The 17,502-nt window shown below is 38.3% G+C and carries 18 protein-coding genes; 14 read left to right on the plus strand and 4 right to left on the minus strand.

Annotated features, from left to right (window positions below):
• Positions 1 to 60 precede the first annotated feature (60 nt).
• The 9 genes from NST02_RS09500 (at position 61) to NST02_RS09540 (ending at position 9,400) form a co-directional block, all read left to right on the plus strand.
• Complete coding sequence (locus NST02_RS09500; protein WP_095306853.1) at positions 61 to 879, plus strand: pyruvate, water dikinase regulatory protein; 819 nt, start codon at positions 61 to 63, stop codon at positions 877 to 879.
• 423 nt (positions 880 to 1,302) lie between these two features.
• Positions 1,303 to 1,740 carry a YaiI/YqxD family protein gene (locus tag NST02_RS09505; protein ID WP_095306852.1) on the plus strand — a complete coding sequence of 146 codons (438 nt, stop codon included), beginning with the start codon at positions 1,303 to 1,305 and terminating at the stop codon, positions 1,738 to 1,740.
• A gap of 92 nt (positions 1,741 to 1,832) precedes the next feature.
• Positions 1,833 to 3,650 (plus strand): DNA primase, encoded by a 1,818-nt coding sequence (gene dnaG, locus NST02_RS09510; protein ID WP_095306851.1) that lies wholly within the window; start codon positions 1,833 to 1,835, stop codon positions 3,648 to 3,650.
• Positions 3,651 to 3,758: 108 nt separating this feature from the next.
• Complete coding sequence (rpoD, locus tag NST02_RS09515) at positions 3,759 to 4,883, plus strand: RNA polymerase sigma factor RpoD (protein ID WP_095306850.1); 1,125 nt, start codon at positions 3,759 to 3,761, stop codon at positions 4,881 to 4,883.
• A 115-nt stretch (positions 4,884 to 4,998) separates the two neighbouring features.
• Positions 4,999 to 5,535: a hypothetical protein gene (locus tag NST02_RS09520; protein WP_137743852.1), complete on the plus strand. Its 537-nt coding sequence runs from the start codon at positions 4,999 to 5,001 to the stop codon at positions 5,533 to 5,535.
• A gap of 100 nt (positions 5,536 to 5,635) precedes the next feature.
• The gene (locus NST02_RS09525) at positions 5,636 to 6,775 is read left to right on the plus strand and encodes an acyl-CoA dehydrogenase family protein (protein WP_095306848.1); all 1,140 of its coding nucleotides are present in this window, start codon (positions 5,636 to 5,638) and stop codon (positions 6,773 to 6,775) included.
• Positions 6,776 to 7,108: 333 nt separating this feature from the next.
• Positions 7,109 to 7,477, plus strand: coding sequence for a cytochrome c550 (gene cccA, locus NST02_RS09530; protein WP_340948810.1), 369 nt, complete (start codon positions 7,109 to 7,111; stop codon positions 7,475 to 7,477).
• 97 nt (positions 7,478 to 7,574) lie between these two features.
• The gene (locus NST02_RS09535) at positions 7,575 to 8,285 is read left to right on the plus strand and encodes a tRNA (adenine(22)-N(1))-methyltransferase (RefSeq protein WP_137743851.1); all 711 of its coding nucleotides are present in this window, start codon (positions 7,575 to 7,577) and stop codon (positions 8,283 to 8,285) included.
• Positions 8,285 to 9,400, plus strand: coding sequence for a Nif3-like dinuclear metal center hexameric protein (locus NST02_RS09540; protein WP_095306845.1), 1,116 nt, complete (start codon positions 8,285 to 8,287; stop codon positions 9,398 to 9,400). The genes NST02_RS09535 and NST02_RS09540 overlap by 1 nt, the downstream gene beginning before the upstream one ends.
• A gap of 160 nt (positions 9,401 to 9,560) precedes the next feature.
• On the opposite strand, the gene NST02_RS09545 is transcribed toward NST02_RS09540, so the two are convergent.
• Together NST02_RS09545 and vrrA are read right to left on the minus strand one after the other, a co-directional pair.
• Positions 9,561 to 10,502 (minus strand): 4-hydroxy-3-methylbut-2-enyl diphosphate reductase, encoded by a 942-nt coding sequence (locus NST02_RS09545; RefSeq protein ID WP_340948813.1) that lies wholly within the window; start codon positions 10,500 to 10,502, stop codon positions 9,561 to 9,563.
• A gap of 471 nt (positions 10,503 to 10,973) precedes the next feature.
• Positions 10,974 to 11,483, minus strand: a complete 510-nt coding sequence (gene vrrA / locus NST02_RS09550; protein ID WP_340948815.1) for a VrrA/YqfQ family protein — start codon at positions 11,481 to 11,483, stop codon at positions 10,974 to 10,976.
• Positions 11,484 to 11,782: 299 nt separating this feature from the next.
• Here vrrA and NST02_RS09555 point away from each other — a divergent pair, with 299 nt between their 5' ends.
• Positions 11,783 to 13,087, plus strand: coding sequence for a DEAD/DEAH box helicase (locus tag NST02_RS09555; protein ID WP_340948817.1), 1,305 nt, complete (start codon positions 11,783 to 11,785; stop codon positions 13,085 to 13,087).
• 33 nt (positions 13,088 to 13,120) lie between these two features.
• Positions 13,121 to 14,014 carry a deoxyribonuclease IV gene (locus tag NST02_RS09560; protein ID WP_095306842.1) on the plus strand — a complete coding sequence of 298 codons (894 nt, stop codon included), beginning with the start codon at positions 13,121 to 13,123 and terminating at the stop codon, positions 14,012 to 14,014.
• Between the two features lie 224 nt (positions 14,015 to 14,238).
• Here the strand turns inward: NST02_RS09560 and NST02_RS09565 are convergent, their stop codons facing one another.
• Positions 14,239 to 14,502 carry a DUF2624 domain-containing protein gene (locus NST02_RS09565; protein WP_408014797.1) on the minus strand — a complete coding sequence of 88 codons (264 nt, stop codon included), beginning with the start codon at positions 14,500 to 14,502 and terminating at the stop codon, positions 14,239 to 14,241.
• A 220-nt stretch (positions 14,503 to 14,722) separates the two neighbouring features.
• Between NST02_RS09565 and NST02_RS09570 the strand changes: the two genes are divergently transcribed.
• Genes NST02_RS09570 through NST02_RS09580 form a run of 3 tightly spaced genes read left to right on the plus strand, consistent with a single transcriptional unit; the run spans position 14,723 to position 16,772 of the window.
• Positions 14,723 to 15,499 (plus strand): metal ABC transporter ATP-binding protein, encoded by a 777-nt coding sequence (locus tag NST02_RS09570; RefSeq protein WP_137743849.1) that lies wholly within the window; start codon positions 14,723 to 14,725, stop codon positions 15,497 to 15,499.
• Positions 15,500 to 15,501: 2 nt separating this feature from the next.
• The gene (locus NST02_RS09575) at positions 15,502 to 16,362 is read left to right on the plus strand and encodes a metal ABC transporter permease (protein WP_095306839.1); all 861 of its coding nucleotides are present in this window, start codon (positions 15,502 to 15,504) and stop codon (positions 16,360 to 16,362) included.
• Entirely contained in the window at positions 16,359 to 16,772 is a 414-nt protein-coding gene (locus NST02_RS09580; RefSeq protein ID WP_095306838.1) for a Fur family transcriptional regulator, read from the plus strand. Before NST02_RS09575 ends, NST02_RS09580 begins: the two co-directional genes overlap by 4 nt.
• Before the next feature lie 28 nt (positions 16,773 to 16,800).
• Here NST02_RS09580 and NST02_RS09585 read toward each other — a convergent pair whose 3' ends face one another.
• Positions 16,801 to 17,370, minus strand: coding sequence for a hypothetical protein (locus NST02_RS09585; protein ID WP_212933164.1), 570 nt, complete (start codon positions 17,368 to 17,370; stop codon positions 16,801 to 16,803).
• Positions 17,371 to 17,502 lie beyond the last annotated feature (132 nt).

A 17,502-nucleotide genomic window follows, 5' to 3' on the forward strand; every position in this document is an offset into this window, starting at 1 on the left:
CTACAAAGCTCTATAAGGGAAAACATAGTCGAAAAAGTGACAGAGGGGATGGTTTTTTAAATGGGAAAGGTTCCAATCATCTATGTTGTATCTGACTCTGTTGGGGAGACAGCAGAGCTTGTAACAAAGGCTGCAGTCAGCCAATTTAATGGTAGCAATACCACCATTAAACGATTCCCATATGTAGAAGATATTGAAGATATTGATGAAGTTATCTCACTTGTGAAAATGGACAAGGGAATGATTGCCTATACGTTGGTAAAACCAGAGATTCGCAACTATATGAAGCAAGCGAGCAAGAAAGAGCAAATCTATGCCTGTGACATCATTGGGCCATTAATTGATGAAATTCAAGCAGCAAGTGGGATAAAACCGCTTTTTGAACCAGGATTGGTAAGAAAGCTCGATGAAGACTATTTCAAAAAGGTGGAGGCAATCGAGTTTGCAGTCAAGTATGATGACGGAAGAGATCCGAGAGGGATTTTGAAAGCTGATATCGTCCTTGTTGGTGTTTCGCGCACATCGAAAACGCCACTCTCGCAATATTTAGCCCATAAACGACTCAAAGTTGCTAACGTACCGTTAGTTCCTGAAGTCGACCCACCTGAGGAGCTTTTTCAAACTTCGTCTGAAAAATGCTTCGGATTAAAAATCGGCTCGGAAAAATTAAATAGTATTAGACGGGAGCGTTTAATTTCCCTAGGACTAAATGATCAAGCGAGCTATGCCAACTTAACGAGAATTAACGAAGAACTTGAATACTTTGAGAAAATTGTTTCCAAAATTGGTTGCCAAACCATTGATGTGACGAACAAGGCTGTGGAAGAAACAGCAAATATCATTTTAAATCAGTATTATAAAAGAAAAATATCTCAATAAGTGAGTGTGACTAGTGCATAAATTTTGTGCTAGTTTTCTTTTTTATTGGCTTTGTTATATGCCAGTGTTCGATCTTTAGCCGAACTTTTTCAGCATAACCCAAAAAGGTGGGGGAAACCTTGATTCACACGAAATGAGTCAAAAATCGTTTGAACCATCATATTGTTTAATAAAGTTTTTTATTATGAAAGAAAAAATAATGGAAAAATACTATTGTTTATACTATAATAAAAAATTGTGATAAAAATGTTTATTATAGGTTTAGACTTACTTCCGAACGAATAAACTAATTATGAATAGAAGTCAAGTTCAGAACCAAAAGAAAATTCGACAAATTCAAGATTTAAAACTTATTCCTATTTTAAGCAGGAATATGTGGAGTGATGTAGAATTTATAGTACATTAGGAAATATAAAGGTCATTGTGGATGCCGATTCTTGTCCGGTAAAAGCGGAAATTGTCGAAATTGCTCAGAATTTTGGTGTGGCTGTTTCCTTTGTTGCTTCCTACAATCATATGACAAATAACACTTTAGGCGGGAGCTGGCATTATGTTGATTCAGATAAAGAGGCTGCAGACTTGTTTATCATGAATCATGTTCATGCTGGTGACATAGCTGTTACACAGGATATTGGTTTAGCCTCAACCCTATTGGCAAAAAACGTTTCTGTCCTTAGCCCACGCGGAAGCTTGTATGATGAAAAAGATATTGAAGCTGCCCTGCATATGCGATATTTATCGGCTAAAGCACGAAGACAAGGGAAGTATGGCAAGGGACCGAAGCCATTCACGACGGACGATCGAATCTGCTTTGAAAAAAATTTCACTAAATTATTGTCGAAAATTAAAGGGGTTCTTTGATTTTTGCCGAATATCTCATCATTGAGCTTATGATGAACATTTCTTTTTTCATGTTATGACCTTACGAAATTCAATATATGGAGTTGTTTTCAATGCAAGTGCGAATTCCGGAAGACAAAATAAATGAAATTCGCCAAGCCGTTGATATAGTTGACCTCATTAGTGACTATGTGCAACTAAAAAAACAAGGGCGTAACTACATGGGTTTATGCCCATTCCATGGTGAAAACACACCATCCTTTTCCGTTTCACCAGATAAACAAATTTACCATTGTTTTGGGTGTGGAGCAGGAGGAAATGTTTTCTCGTTTATTATGGAGCTTGACAGTCTCACGTTTCCTGAAGCGGCGATTAAACTGGCTGAAAAAGCAAATATCGCGTTAGATATTACGTCATCACAGGTTACATCTACGACTGAGACTTCTTTTTCAAAAGAATTAAAACAAATGATTGAAGCTCATGAATTAATACGTAAATTTTATCATCATTTGCTGGTGAATACAAAAGACGGTCAGCACGCTTTGGAATATCTGCTTAATCGAGGATTTACAATAGAATCGATCGAGAAATTTCAAATCGGATATGCATTAAATTCATGGGAATTTGTTTATAAATTTTTGACAAAGAGAAAATTCGAACCCTCTATACTGGAAAAATCAGGTCTCATTATTAAACGAGAAAAGGACGGAACTTATTTTGATCGTTTTCGCGATCGAATTATGTTCCCTATTTTTGACCAAAAGGGAAATACGATTGCATTTTCAGGGAGATCATTGGGGTCAGAAGAACCTAAATATTTAAATAGTCCCGAAACAGCAATCTTTAATAAAAGTAAAATTTTATATAATTTTCACTTAGCAAGATCGAGCATGCGAAAATTACAGCAGGTTGTACTATTTGAAGGTTTTGCCGATTGTATCGCAGCAAACAGAGCTGGAATTGAAAATGGTGTTGCTACAATGGGAACATCGTTAACAAGTGATCACGTTGCTTTAATTAGGAGGAATAGTGAATCGGTAACGGTTTGCTATGACTCTGATAATGCAGGAATTGAAGCGGCTTATCGTGCAGCCAATTTGTTGAGTGAAGCTGGCTCCCAAGTGAGGGTTGCGATGATGCCTGATGGTCTGGATCCGGATGATTATATTAAGAAATACGGAGAAGATAGATTTACAAAAGAAATCATCGGTTCAAGCATGACCTTCATGGCTTTTAAGCTATTGTACTTCAGAAGAGGAAAAGATCTGCAAAACGAAGGAGATCGCTTGCAGTATATCGAAGAAGTATTAAGGGAAATTAGCCAGCTCGATAAGGCGGTGGAGCGGGATCATTATTTAAGGCAGATTTCGAATGAGTTTTCTCTTTCCTTGGATGCTTTAAAAGAGCAACAGAAGCAGCTCTATTTTGCACAGAAAAGAAAAAAACAAGGACAGTCCTTTACGGAACAAAAACAAAAATTTGTCTCCAATAGGCAGATTGAACCATTAAAACCAGCCTTTCACAATGCTGAAAGAAGATTAATTTACCACATGATGAGAGATCCTAATATAGCCTATAAAGTGCAAGAGAGGCTTTCAGGTCATTCTTTTAATATTGATGAGCATCAAGCGATTATTACTTATTTATATGGATATTATGAAAAAGGAATGGAGCCCAATCCAAGTCAGTTTATGAACTTTTTGTCAGACGATAAACTTAGGCGGGTTATCGCGAACATCGAAATGATGTCTGTTAATGAAGAACTGAGTGAACAAGAGTTAAGTGATTACATTAATCAGGTGTTGAAACACCAAAAGTTGTTAATGATAAAGGAAAAAGAGAGGGAACGGCAACAATTAGAGACAGAATCTGATTTTTCTGGCGCGGCTCGAGTTGCGATGGAAATCATTCAGCTCAGAAAATCCTTATAATCAATATTGGTTTCAAAATGAAGGTTATGCAATGAAAAATAACCAAAATTTTAACGATAAAAGTAAAAATTTCAATCGTTTTCGTGATTTTTAGAAGGAGGGGTACATATGGCTGAAAAGTCGGCCCGTTCAAAAGAGGTTGATTCAGATTTGACCCTAGAACAAGCAAAGGAACAATTAACAGAAGTAGGAAAGAAAACAGGTGTTCTCGCCTATGATCATATTGCGGAAAAACTGTCCAGTTTTGAATTAGATTCGGATACTATGGATGAATTTTATGCTTTCTTAGAGGAGCATGGTGTGGAACTTGTAGATGAGAATGATGATAGTGATCCGAATGTGCAGGAACTTTCAAAAGGTGAGGAAGAGTTTGATTTAAACGACCTCAGTGTTCCTCCTGGTGTGAAAATTAATGACCCAGTTCGTATGTATTTGAAGGAAATTGGGCGCGTTGATCTACTCTCTGCGGAAGAAGAGATTAACTTAGCTGAGAGAATTGAAGATGGTGACGAAGAAGCAAAGCGCCGTTTAGCTGAGGCGAATCTTCGTCTCGTTGTTAGTATAGCAAAGCGTTATGTCGGACGCGGAATGCTTTTCCTAGATTTAATTCAAGAAGGAAATATGGGCTTAATTAAAGCAGTTGAAAAGTTTGACTACCGTAAAGGTTTTAAATTTAGCACGTATGCAACATGGTGGATTCGCCAAGCGATTACTCGTGCAATCGCTGACCAAGCAAGAACGATTCGGATTCCGGTTCACATGGTGGAAACGATTAATAAACTAATTCGTGTCCAACGTCAACTTCTTCAAGATTTAGGACGTGAACCGACACCAGAAGAAATCGCGGAAGATATGGATTTAACACCAGATAAAGTCCGGGAAATTTTAAAAATTGCGCAAGAGCCTGTTTCTCTTGAAACTCCGATTGGTGAGGAAGATGATTCGCATTTAGGAGATTTCATTGAAGATCAGGATGCAACATCACCTTCTGAACATGCGGCATATGAATTATTAAAAGAACAGCTTGAAGATGTTCTTGATACATTAACCGATAGAGAAGAAAATGTGCTACGTCTGCGCTTTGGATTAGATGACGGACGCACACGTACACTAGAAGAAGTGGGCAAAGTCTTCGGAGTGACACGTGAACGGATAAGACAAATTGAGGCAAAAGCGCTTCGCAAGCTTAGACACCCAAGCAGAAGCAAAAGATTAAAAGACTTTTTAGAATAAAGCTTCAATAAAATATTAAGAAAGTTATTGCTAGAAAATAGTTTACTTCTTACAATTGAAGTAAGCTATTTTCTTTTTATAAGGAATAGCCTTTTATAATAAAGGATGCGAAACCATGGATGAAAAGCGAAAAACGATTATCATAAAAGAAATTATGACCTGGAAGGAAAACAGGATGCTTCCTGAACAGTATTGTGACTATTTATTAACTTTATATACGGAAGGAGACCATCCTCAGCAGTCTAACTCAAAAAAAATCAAAAAAGTATTTCAGAAGCAATTTATTCTTCCGATCCTGTTAATTCCAATATATGTTTTTTTCTTTTATTTTACAGAATTATCTTTCGATTTGCAAATAGGGGTTGCAGTTCTTTTTACGATAATGGGAATATTGCTCACATATTATTTTTTCAAAAAAGGCATACAATATCACATTGCTTTAATTATGACGGGTCTTCTTTTATTACTGTCCAGTGCGGAAATAGCAACAAATTTCATGGGCGACAATATGCTCATTCTCTATGTTGTACTATGTATGAACTGCTTGTTATGGATCATAACAGGGAAAAAGTTAAGGCTTGTATATTTTTTGATTTCTGGATATCTTGGTTTAGTCCTTCTCACAATATCTATTTTGATCCAAATTTTTTAGGTTAATGCCTAGCTTTTTTAGAAATACAGAGATAATTCACGAATTTTCTTCATACTATCATTGTAAGCGATTGCATCGTCAGGTCAAGGGGGGAGTTTTCGTGAATTTCGAATTAACGCCTGAACAAAATATGATTCGACGTACGATTAAGGAGTTTGCGAAGGAAGAGGTTGAACCAGGGGCAATTGAACGTGATGCGAAAAGGGAATTTCCGAGAGATATTTTCAACAAACTTGGTGAAATGGGGATGATGGGCTTGCCTTTTCCCGAAGAGTATGGGGGAGGGGGAGCTGATACAATCAGCTTTGCGATTGTTACAGAGGAATTAAGCAGGGCCTGTGCATCAACAGGCATCACGTATTCTGCTCATATTTCATTAGGGGGTGCTCCACTCGCATTATTTGGAACGGAAAAGCAAAAGCAGGAATATTTAGTACCCATTTGTGAAGGCCGTTCTCTCGGGGCATTTGGGCTAACGGAGCCTAATGCAGGCTCTGATGCTGCAGGTACGGAAACAGTGGCAAAGGAAGAGAATGGCTCATTTTTCATTAATGGAAGCAAGTGTTTTATCACCAATGCCAGCTACGCAAACCATCTTGCGTTGACCGCTGTGACTGGTCAAGTAAATGGAAAAAAACAAATAAGTGCAATAATTGTTCCAACTGATACTTCAGGGTTTTCAGTTAAAAACAATTATGAAAAAATGGGCTTACACGCTTCAAATACGACAGAACTTGTTCTGGACAATGTTGAAGTTCCGACTGAAAATCTGCTTGGTAAAAAAGGTGAGGGATTTAAACAATTTCTTATTACGTTAGATGGGGGAAGAATTGGAATAGGGGCGATGGCGGTAGGAATTGCTCAAGCAGCCTATGAAAAAGCGCTGCAATATGCAAAAGAAAGACGACAATTCGGAACAACCCTTTCAAAATTTCAGGCAATTCAATTCAAGTTAGCAGATATGGCGATGAAGATTGAACTCGCTCGCAATATGGTTTATAAAGCAGCATGGTTAAAGGACGTTGGGCGCTCTTTTACAAAGGAAGCATCGATGTGCAAGCTCTATGCCTCTGAAATTTGTTGCGAGGTTGCCGACCAAGCGATACAAATTCATGGTGGCTATGGATATATGAAGGCGTACGAAGTCGAACGCTATTTTCGAGATGGAAAATTAACGGAAATTGGGGAAGGGACTTCAGAAATTCAACGGATGGTCATTGCACGCCAAATTGGCTGTTAAAGATTGATTAGAATAAAAAATAACAAAATAACAAATCATAACCGATGAAACTTCACGTTTATTAGTGAAGTTTTTGACTTTTTTTTGAACTTACTGTGATAAACTTTACTTTAGGTCTTTTCCTTCAATCATTTTTCGAGTAAAATAAAAGTTGTTTGTATTTATATTTGTCCTTTTCATAATGGCTCTGCAATAGGATTGAACGAACGCGATGAAATGATCTCATTTTTTGCTCTACGTATGTATAAAGGTTCGTTTTTTGCCTTTAGCTCATTATGGAATTGACTAAATCTATGGGACTGGCGTTTTTTACATAAGGGAGGTTTAAAAGCAATGAATCGGAATCCAATTATTCCATTTGTTTTAATTATGGTCATTGGGGTGGCTGCCATGTTCTTAATGTCTTTTAAAGGTGTTGGAGACATGAAAGAAATTGCGGCTGAGCAAGAAAAAGGCGGTGCAGAAACGGAAGACTTGGCATCTGCAACTCCGGAGGAGCTTTACCAACAAAAAGGTTGTGTTGCTTGCCATGGTGGTAATTATGAGGGTGCCACTGCCCCTGCATTAATTGGTGTTGGTGATAAATTTAGTCAAGAGGAAATTATTGAAATCTTAACGAATGGAACTCAGGGAGGTATGCCTGGAGGACTAGTTCCAGGTCAAGAAGAAGCAATGGCTGAATGGCTTGCAGGATTAGAATAAAACAAAATAGTATTATAAGGTCCTTTGCATATGTAAAGGACTTTTTCTATACTTATAAAATGGACAGCCCCTATAGTATTGAAAAAGTGGTGAAGAGATGAATATTGATAAATTATCGCAGCGTCTGCAAACTGTAGCGGAATACATACCAGAAGGGAGTCGGATTGCGGATATTGGTTCAGATCATGCCTATTTGCCATGCCATGTCGTGAAAAAAGGAATAGTCAGCTATGCCATTGCTGGCGAAGTGGTAGAAGGCCCTTTCCAGTCTGCTAAAAAGCAGGTCGAAGCTGAAGGCTTATCGGATAGGATTGATGTGCGCAAAGGAAATGGACTTGAGGTCATTTCTAACGATGAAGTCGATTGCATAACAATTGCGGGAATGGGTGGAGCGTTGATCGCAAGCATTCTTGACTCTGGTGAAGCAAAGCTTACAAATGTTAAACGACTCATACTGCAGCCAAATTTAAGTGCTAAGTCAATCAGGCTCTGGTTATTGGAACATGGTTGGCAGCTAGTGGCGGAAGAAATTTTGGAAGAAGACGGGAAAATTTATGAAATACTAGTCGCTGAAAAAGGTGAGCCCAATAAGCCTTATCATAATATGAATATTGCAGCGTCTTTATTAATGGGCCCGTTTTTAATCGAGCAAAAAAAAATGCCCTTCGTGAAAAAATGGCGGAGTGAAGTGGCCAATTGGAAAAGAATATTAGGCAGGCTTGAAGAAGCTGCCGAAAATGAAGACAATCAAAAGAAGAGAATGGAGTTAAGCAACAAGATACTGTTGGTAGAGGAGGTATTGGATTAATGAAGAATGCAAATGGCTATGAAGTGATCGAATTATTTGAACAATTTTCACCTAAAGCATATGCGATGGAGGGAGATAAGATTGGCTTGCAAGTCGGCCGTCTCAATAAACCGATTAGCAAGGTATTGGTAGCATTAGATGTGCTGGAAGAAGTTGTCGATGAAGCAATTGCTGCTAACGCTGAACTTATTATTGCCCATCATCCGATTATTTTTCGTCCACTGCAAAAAATTACAACTGAACAGACATCTGGCAGGATCATTGAAAAACTTATTAAGCATGATATTGCTGTCTATGCTGCCCATACCAATTTAGATGTGGCAAAAGGTGGGGTAAATGATCTATTGGCAGATGCGTTAGGATTAACAAATACGGAGGTTCTTGTTCCGACCTACGAAGTGAAACTGAAAAAGCTAGTTGTCTATGTCCCGGAGGAAAACGCAGAAGCACTGAAACAAGCATTAGGAAATGCGGGAGCTGGTGCGATCGGTAATTACAGTCATTGTACTTTTTCCACTAATGGAACGGGGCAATTCCTTCCTGGGGAGAATACGAATCCCCATATCGGCACGCACGGTAAGCTAGAAAGTGTGAATGAGTCTCGAGTAGAAACCATTTTCCCAGCCCATTTGGAAAAAAAGGTTCTCTCTGCTATGTTTAAAAGCCATCCTTATGAAGAGGTGGCTTACGATATTTATCCATTAGACAACAAAGGAGAGGCATTAGGGCTCGGAAGAATTGGCTATATAGATGAAATGTCATTAGAGGAATTTGCCATGCATGTTAAACAGGCATTGGGGGTAACTGGCTTGAGGGTCGTCGGAAACCTAAAAGAGCGGATAAAAAAAGTTGCTGTACTTGGTGGCGACGGCAATAAGTATTTTCGCGCTGCGAAGTTTAAAGGGGCAGATGTTTATGTTACAGGGGACATGTATTATCATGTTGCCCATGATGCAATGATGGAAGGGTTGAATATTATCGATCCAGGTCATCATATTGAAATGATTATGAAACAGGGGGTTGTCGATGTCCTGACTAAAATGTGTCAGGCCAAGGGTTTGAATGTTTCTTTTATCGCCTCTAAACCAAATACAGACCCATTTCATTTTATGTAAATATCTAGGCGCTGACGTCTCTTTGCAACGAATAAAGTGCAGGATGATGCTCAATACTTCTCGCTAAAGTAAATCCGGTCTTATTTAGCAGATGTGTAAAAAGCAATGTTGAAATGATTTATTTATGGCAATGATAAAAAAAGTATAGCCGACAGCCCGGCTATACTTTTTTTACTTTTGGCAAGATTTTACTTAAAGGCACCTTTTTTTCTACATTCCAAGTGGATTGATCGTTTGGATCGAACTGCTCAATAAATGAGATAACTTCCTTTGTTATGGGGGTCGGTGTTGATGCACCTGAAGTAACAGCGACAGTTTCTACATCTTTAATCCAGTCTATATTCAGTTCACTTACATCACCGATTCGATAAGCCTTTGTTCCAGCAATCTCCTCTGAAACCTGTGCTAATCGGTTAGAATTATTGCTCTTTGGATCGCCGACGACGATTGTTACATCAGCAGCTCCTGCCGTTTGCGCTACAGCTTCTTGTCTTACTTGAGTAGCATTACATATTTCGTTATGAAACTCAGCATGAGGGAATTTCTCCTTTAGGAGATCCATAATATGACCAACATCCCATTGGCTCATCGTCGTTTGGTTTGTGACGATCAATTTATCGTGATTGAGTTGAAGTCTATTTACATCCTCTTCTGTCTCAACGAGGTGCACGATGCCAGGAGCAACACCTAGGGCTCCTTCAGGCTCTGGATGACCTTTCTTGCCAATATAGATCACTTGAAATCCTTCTGCTTTTTTTTCTCTTATAAGATCATGAGTTCTTGTCACATCAGGACAAGTGGCATCAATCGTTACAAGCCCTTTTTCCTTGGCTAACGCCCGAACCTCAGGAGAGATTCCATGAGCGGTAAAAATAACCGTACCTTGGTCAACCTTTTCAAGAATCTCTTTACGATTGCTTCCATCTAATGTAATAATGCCTTCTTCTTCAAAAGCATCTGTGACATGCTTGTTATGAACAATCATCCCAAGAATATAGATTGGTCTGGGCAATGTTTTATCTAAAGCAGCATTTCTTGCAATGACCATAGCATCAACGACACCATAGCAGTAGCCGCGTGGAGAAATTTTAATAACTTTCATTTTGAAACCTCCTAAAAGCGAAGATTGCTCTTAATCTATTAGTCAACCTCTCACTTTTAAACAAAAAAGCAGAAATTGATTGAATGCCGTGCAATAAACACAGAAATTATTTTTAATCATTATAACGTATTCTTCTCCTACGAACCTATTATAAAGGATTATGTCTAAAACCTCAATTTGAGGAAGCTGGAAAAAAGAAATGGGAAGAGTGTTGATAGCTCCAATACTGCTGATTTAGAGGGCTTTCTGTAGTGATATGGCCGTAGAAATAGAGGGCAGTTAAATTTTAGACCTTGTCAAGGGACGTTGAGAAGCTAGAATTTAAGCATAAAGATGTTAAAAAAATCGCTGTACAGGGCAAATATCATGCAAAACTAAAGCTTTGCATGATATGGATCAAAATAGTTCTCAAAAGTCGATCATAAAAAAAGAACGCTTGTAACAGCATTCTTTCAGGAAATTATCCATCCATTAAATATATAGTTTTGGGACGGATATATTGTTTTCAGAAGAACTTCTCTTTTGATTTGTTTCTTTATGCTCTTCAGAACTTGAACTTTTTTTCTTTTTCGTTTGGCCGTTGTTTTTCTTCGTGCTTTTTTTGTCTGTCTCTTCTTTTGGAGCATCATCTTCAGTGTCGGAAGGGAGATCTCTGAAGCCTTTATACAGCTTCCATAATGAAGGTAAATTTTTGACTATTGGACCATATTGCTGAACCATTGGACCGATCTGCTGTGCAGTATTGAGCACTTTCTCAGTATTCGCAAGAAATCCCTTTAACGCATTCGGGTCGGTTAAGGTTTTTAACAAACCGCCACTGCTTCCACCACGGCTAGTGGCTTGCCCGGCTGCAGTGGAAGTGGGGAAAGAAAAAGGATTTGAGCTTGCTCTTTGACTCCCGCGATTTCCAAATATTCTGGCCAACAGTCCACCGCCACCGCCCCGTTGCGGTTGTGGCGGTCTAAATCCTATCCTATTCATGGGAGGCCCACCTCTAGGCATCATAGAACGCATGGCTGGGTTTCCAGGTGGAGGGAAAGGAGCTCTCATTCTTGGTGGCATGTTCTTCCTCCTTTCAATCTTTAGCCTTTAGACATATGCATAGATTCTCTCCTATTAAGGTATGCATTTAGGCTGGAATCGTTAAGTACTTTTGCGGATTTCTAAGGAATTTGGTATAAAGGATAAGAAAACATCCTTAATTGGCACAAATAACAATTCTCGATTATAATGGGTAGATGATGTCCGAAAACGGGCGAAGTTAATGAAGGAGTAGAACTATGGCAGAATCGAAATTTAATATATATGGATTTCAACCATTTGTGATGAAGGCTTTACAGAAGATCGGATTTCATGAACCAACCGAAATCCAACAAAGATTGATCCCTCTCGTCCAAAGAGGAGAAAGTGTTATTGGACAGTCGCAAACGGGAACGGGAAAAACCCATTCTTATATTTTACCGCTCATCGATAAAATTGATCCAACCAAAAAAGAGGTACAAGTGGTGATTACAGCACCGACGCGGGAACTTGCAAGTCAAATTTACCAAGAGATTATAAACATAACAGAATTCAGTAATGAAGAAATTTTAACACGTTTATTCATCGGCGGGACGGACAAGCAGAGAACGATCGAAAAGCTCAAGGTTCAGCCACATATTGTCGTTGGTACTCCAGGGAGGATTAATGATTTAACGAAGGAGCAGGCGCTCTTCATTCATAAATCGACTACACTTGTCATTGATGAAGCAGATTTAATGCTTGACATGGGTTTTCTTGAAGACATTGATCAATTTGCTTCAAAAATGCAAGAAAAACTGCAAATGCTCGTTTTCTCTGCAACAATCCCTGAAAAGTTAAAGCCGTTTTTGAAGAAATACTTGGAAAATCCTCAATACATTCATATTGAACCGAAACAATTAACAGCAGAAAAAATTGCTCATTATTTATTGCCCGCCCGCCATCGTAATAAAAAGGAAGTAGTTTATGATGTGTTGACGGCATATAATCCATATTTAGCGATTGTATTTACAAATACAAAAAAAATGGCTGAAGAAGTAGCATTAGCGTTAACAAATAAAGGTCTAAAAGTTGGGCGGATTCATGGCGATCTTAGCCCTAGAGAACGCAAAAAAATGATGAAACAAATTAAGGATTTAGAATTTCAATACATTGTCGCAACAGACTTAGCGGCAAGGGGAATTGATATCGAGGGAGTAAGCCATGTTATTAATTATGAGCTTCCTTCAGATTTAGACTTTTACGTCCATCGTGTAGGGAGGACTGCACGTGCGGGTTATTCAGGTGTTGCCTTAACGATTTACAGTTCGTCAGATGAGGATGCGCTTAATCGGCTAGAAAACCTTGGAATCCAGTTTAAAAACGTTGACTTAAAAGATGGGGAGATCATTGAAATTAGCGATCGCAACAAAAGAAAGAAACGGCAAAGACAGCAGGATGAGATTGATGTTATGGCGAAAGCAATTGTGAAAAAACCGAAGAAGGTAAAACCTGGTTATAAGAAAAAAATGCAATCAGAGGTTGATAAAATTAGAAAGCGTCAAAATCGCTTAAAAAGAAAATAAGTGAGTAATGTTTATGTTAAGGGAGAGATAATGATGTTGAAAATTGGATCGCATGTATCAATGAGCGGAAAAAAGATGCTTTTATCTGCAAGTGAAGAAGCTGTATCATACGGTGCTAATACTTTTATGATTTATACAGGTGCACCGCAAAATACGAGACGCAAAAAAATTGAAGATTTAAATATTGAAGCAGGACGCCAACATATGAAAGAGCACGGCATTGATGAAATCGTTGTCCACGCACCTTATATTATCAACATTGGAAATACGACCAATCCTGATACCTTTGAGCTGGGAGTCCGGTTTTTAAGAAGTGAAATTGAGCGTACAGAAGCGATTGGCGCTAAGCAAATTGTGCTCCACCCAGGTGCCCATGTCGGCGCAGGAGCGGAAGCAGGAATTCAGAAAATCATTGAAGGGTTGAATGAAGTGTTAACCGGAAGGGAATCGTTGCAAATTGCCTTAGAAACAATGGCGGGCAAAGGTTCAGAATGTGGAAGAACATTTGAAGAAATTGCAATGATTATTGACGGGGTAACTCATAATGAGCGTCTATCTGTTTGTTTCGATACTTGCCATACCCATGATGCAGGTTATAATATTGTCGAAGATTTTGATGGGGTATTGAATGAATTCGATAAAGTTATCGGCATTGATCGTTTAAAAGTGCTCCATATTAATGATAGTAAAAACGAACGTGGCGCAAGTAAGGATAGACATGAGAATATTGGATTTGGCCATATCGGATTTAAGGCATTAAACGATATTGTTCACCACCCTCAATTAATGGATATCCCAAAAATTCTTGAAACTCCTTATGTAGGTGAGGATAAAAATAATAAAAAGGCACCTTACAAGCATGAAATTGCCATGTTCCGCGAGAAAGAATTTAACAAAAGCTTGCTAGAAAATATTTTAGCCGAGTAAGTAAGATGGAGAAAGAAATCCGCTCAGGCTGCCCGCAAACGCTCGCTTTCTTTGTTGCTCGTCTTGTCCGGTGCTCATTACCCATTTTGGTAACTCCGCTCCTCCCAAGGCTTCGCGCCTCGAAAACAAACGTTTTCAATCAGCCTGAAGGGAACTGATTTTATTTATTTTTGACTTTGTCTACACTCTGAATCCGCTTCTTCTGAAGTGGATTTCTTTTTGTGTTATTTTGTAAAACTAACAAAAAGACGATTTATCTCGTTTGCTTTTTCGTTACCGACAATGTTGGCAAGTTCATTTATGAGGTTTTTCCTTTCTCCATCATTAAAAATATTAACATTTTTCCCTCTTAAATGGGCGGCGATTTGTTCAGCCTGTTCATTTGTAATGCTTATTTGAAATTGCTTACCGTATTTAAGCAACTCTCTTCCTGTAATGGAATTGATTTTATGATTAATAATTTTCTGGAAGATTTTCAAATGTCCCACACCCCTTCTTCTTTACTTTATGAGCATGGTCATTTAGTTGTGACGGACTGCATAAAGCTTTACAATAAAGATTTGATCCTGTATACTTCTAAATCGAAATGATTCTTTTTTAAATTCGAAGCTGTGAATCAGGCTGTTGAATGGCTTTCCTTCAACCTTGACTTGATTGGGAACCAACAACATTTTCATACATGGCTAATTTCAAAAAATAGGTGATATGATGAATGCCACGCAACCAATTATCGAAATAGACGATTTGTCCTTTCATTATGAAAAGGAAAATGTTTTAGAGAATATACAACTAACGATCCCTATGGGAGCTTTTTTAGCTGTAGTTGGACCGAATGGATCTGGAAAATCTACATTATTAAAATTAATTCTTGGTCTTTTGAAGCTACAAAGAGGAAGTATTCGCCTTTTTGGTGAGGACATTCACCGTTTTAAAGACTGGCAGCAAATAGGATTCGTCTCGCAAAAAGCGAATTCATTTAATAGCGGATTTCCTGCGACTGTTTATGAGGTCGTTAGTAGCGGATTAACCAAAAAGATCGGAATGTTTAAATTTTTGCGGGCTGAGGACCATCGGAAGATTAAGGCAGCGATAGACTCGGTTGGGTTAAACGAGTATCGGAATCGGAATATTGGACAGCTATCAGGTGGTCAGCAGCAAAGGGTTTTTATTGCCAGAGCATTAGTAAGTGAACCGAAACTGCTGATTCTTGATGAACCTACGGTCGGCGTAGATGCACAAAATGTTCAATCCTTTTATGAAATGCTCGCACACTTAAATAAAGAGCGAGGAATTACACTGCTGTTGGTTACCCATGATATTGGTACCATATCTGATAAAGTCTCGCATGTAGCTTGTTTAAATAAATTTTTACATTTCCATGGGAAATCCGAGGAATTTGAACAGCTGCAAATTAATGACATGTCGCAGATTTATGGTCATGATGTTCATTTGCTCTCCCATGAACATCATCATGAAGGAGTTTGAAAATGATCAAGGATATTTTTCAATTTGAATTTTTACAAAATGCCTTTCTGACGGGGATGATTATTGGCGTAATTGCACCATTGCTAGGGGTTTTTATCGTGGTTAGACGCTTATCGCTCATTGCGGATGCATTGAGTCATGTGACATTAGCTGGAATCGCGGCAAGTCTGCTCCTTGAAAAAAAATTCTTAGTGATGAGTGGTCTGAATCCACTGTATATGGGGATGGCGTTTTCTGTTACGGGTTCATTATTTATCGAAAAGCTGCGAACCGTTTATAAACATTATCAAGAGCTGGCGATACCGATCATCCTTTCAGGAGGAATTGGCTTAGGCGCAATCTTCATTTCTTTAGCAGACGGGTTTAATACGGATCTATTTGGTTATTTGTTTGGAAGTGTAAGTGCTGTAAGCAGGGCTGACTTATATACAATCTTATTCATTAGCGCATTTGTGATTATTGCAATTATACTGTTGTATAAGGAACTGTTTTTATTATCATTTGATGAAGAGCATGCGAAAGCGTCTGGCATCGCTGTTAAAAGCATTCATTTCATTTTTATTATTATGGTTGCCCTCGTAATTGCTGCATCAATGAGGATCGTTGGGATTCTTTTAGTTTCTTCTTTAATGACCCTGCCAGTTGCGGCAAGCATCCGGATTGCAAAGGGATTTAAAGAAACGATCTTTTATTCCGTATTATTTGGCGAAACATCTGTTTTGGGTGGATTACTTATTTCTTATTATTTAGACTTGGCACCGGGTGGAACTATTGTTATGATCGCAGTAGTAATATTAGTTGTCACGATCGGCTTAAAGAAAATAAGCTCATCTAGACCTGTTAATAATGGGGTGAAATCATGAATGTAAGTGAAGCGTTGCAATTATTGAAAGAAAAAGGGTACAAGCATACTGGCAAACGGGAAGAGATGCTCGAATTGTTTTCAAATAGCGAAAAATACTTAACGGCAAAGGATGTTCTTGATCAAATGAAGGATGATTATCCTGGCCTGAGTTTTGATACAATATACCGCAATCTTTCAATGTTTGTTGAATTAGGGATCTTTGAAATGACAGAATTATCAGGTGAAAAGCATTTTCGGTTTACTTGCTCTCACCAGACTCATCACCATCATTTTATTTGCTTGGATTGTGGCAAAACGAAAGAAATTGAAACGTGTCCAATGCAAAGTTTAAGTGAAAATTTACAAGGATTTGATATATCAGGTCACAAATTTGAAATTTATGGACGCTGTCCTGAATGCAATGCATAGAGTCTTATTCGTAGGCTCTATGCTTTTTTTACCCTTGCTGGATCCATCTCTTTACCCATGCTTTTGCTTCAAACCAATGATAAATTCTAATGACACCTTGGGGGAGTGGTTGTTGATTGTACGGGGTGTCGAAGAGAAGAACAGGGATTTTGCATTCTTGATGAACAATCACTGCATTATCATGTTTGTCTTCAATAAACAAATCAAGCTGGTAATTTTTAATCAATTCGACCTTATTATGCGAACCGGTTAACTCAATATGATGAAAGGGTAAACCCTCTTTTTTAAACCAATTCTCGGTAATCGCTAATAAATGGGTACTGCGGGCACTAATAAAATAGAGCTCATGCAACTTTTCCCATTCGAGCAAAACGTCTTTTACATGCTCCGCTAAAGGTGATTCTTCATATACTTTTGCTTCAATATTGAGCCACCATTGTGCAAATTCTGAGGCTGGGATGTCAACTAAAAGAGATAGATCGTAATCGACTATGTCTTCTAACGATAATGATAAACCAAAATCTTTGTTCATATACGGGAGGATCGTCTCTGGACGAGTAACGGTCCCATCTATATCGATGCCTAATCTTTTCTTCATCTTCGCTCTCCTTTGTCAATGCTCACATCATCATTTTAACAATTTCAGCTGAAATTATGTAGCGCAATTTTACATCCTTCTTTGACAGACTTTAACACTTTTAAAATGACTCGCTCTGAAAAATAATATAAA

The organism is Robertmurraya sp. FSL W8-0741 (assembly GCF_038004005.1).
GTDB classification, from domain to species: domain Bacteria; phylum Bacillota; class Bacilli; order Bacillales; family Cytobacillaceae; genus Robertmurraya; species Robertmurraya siralis.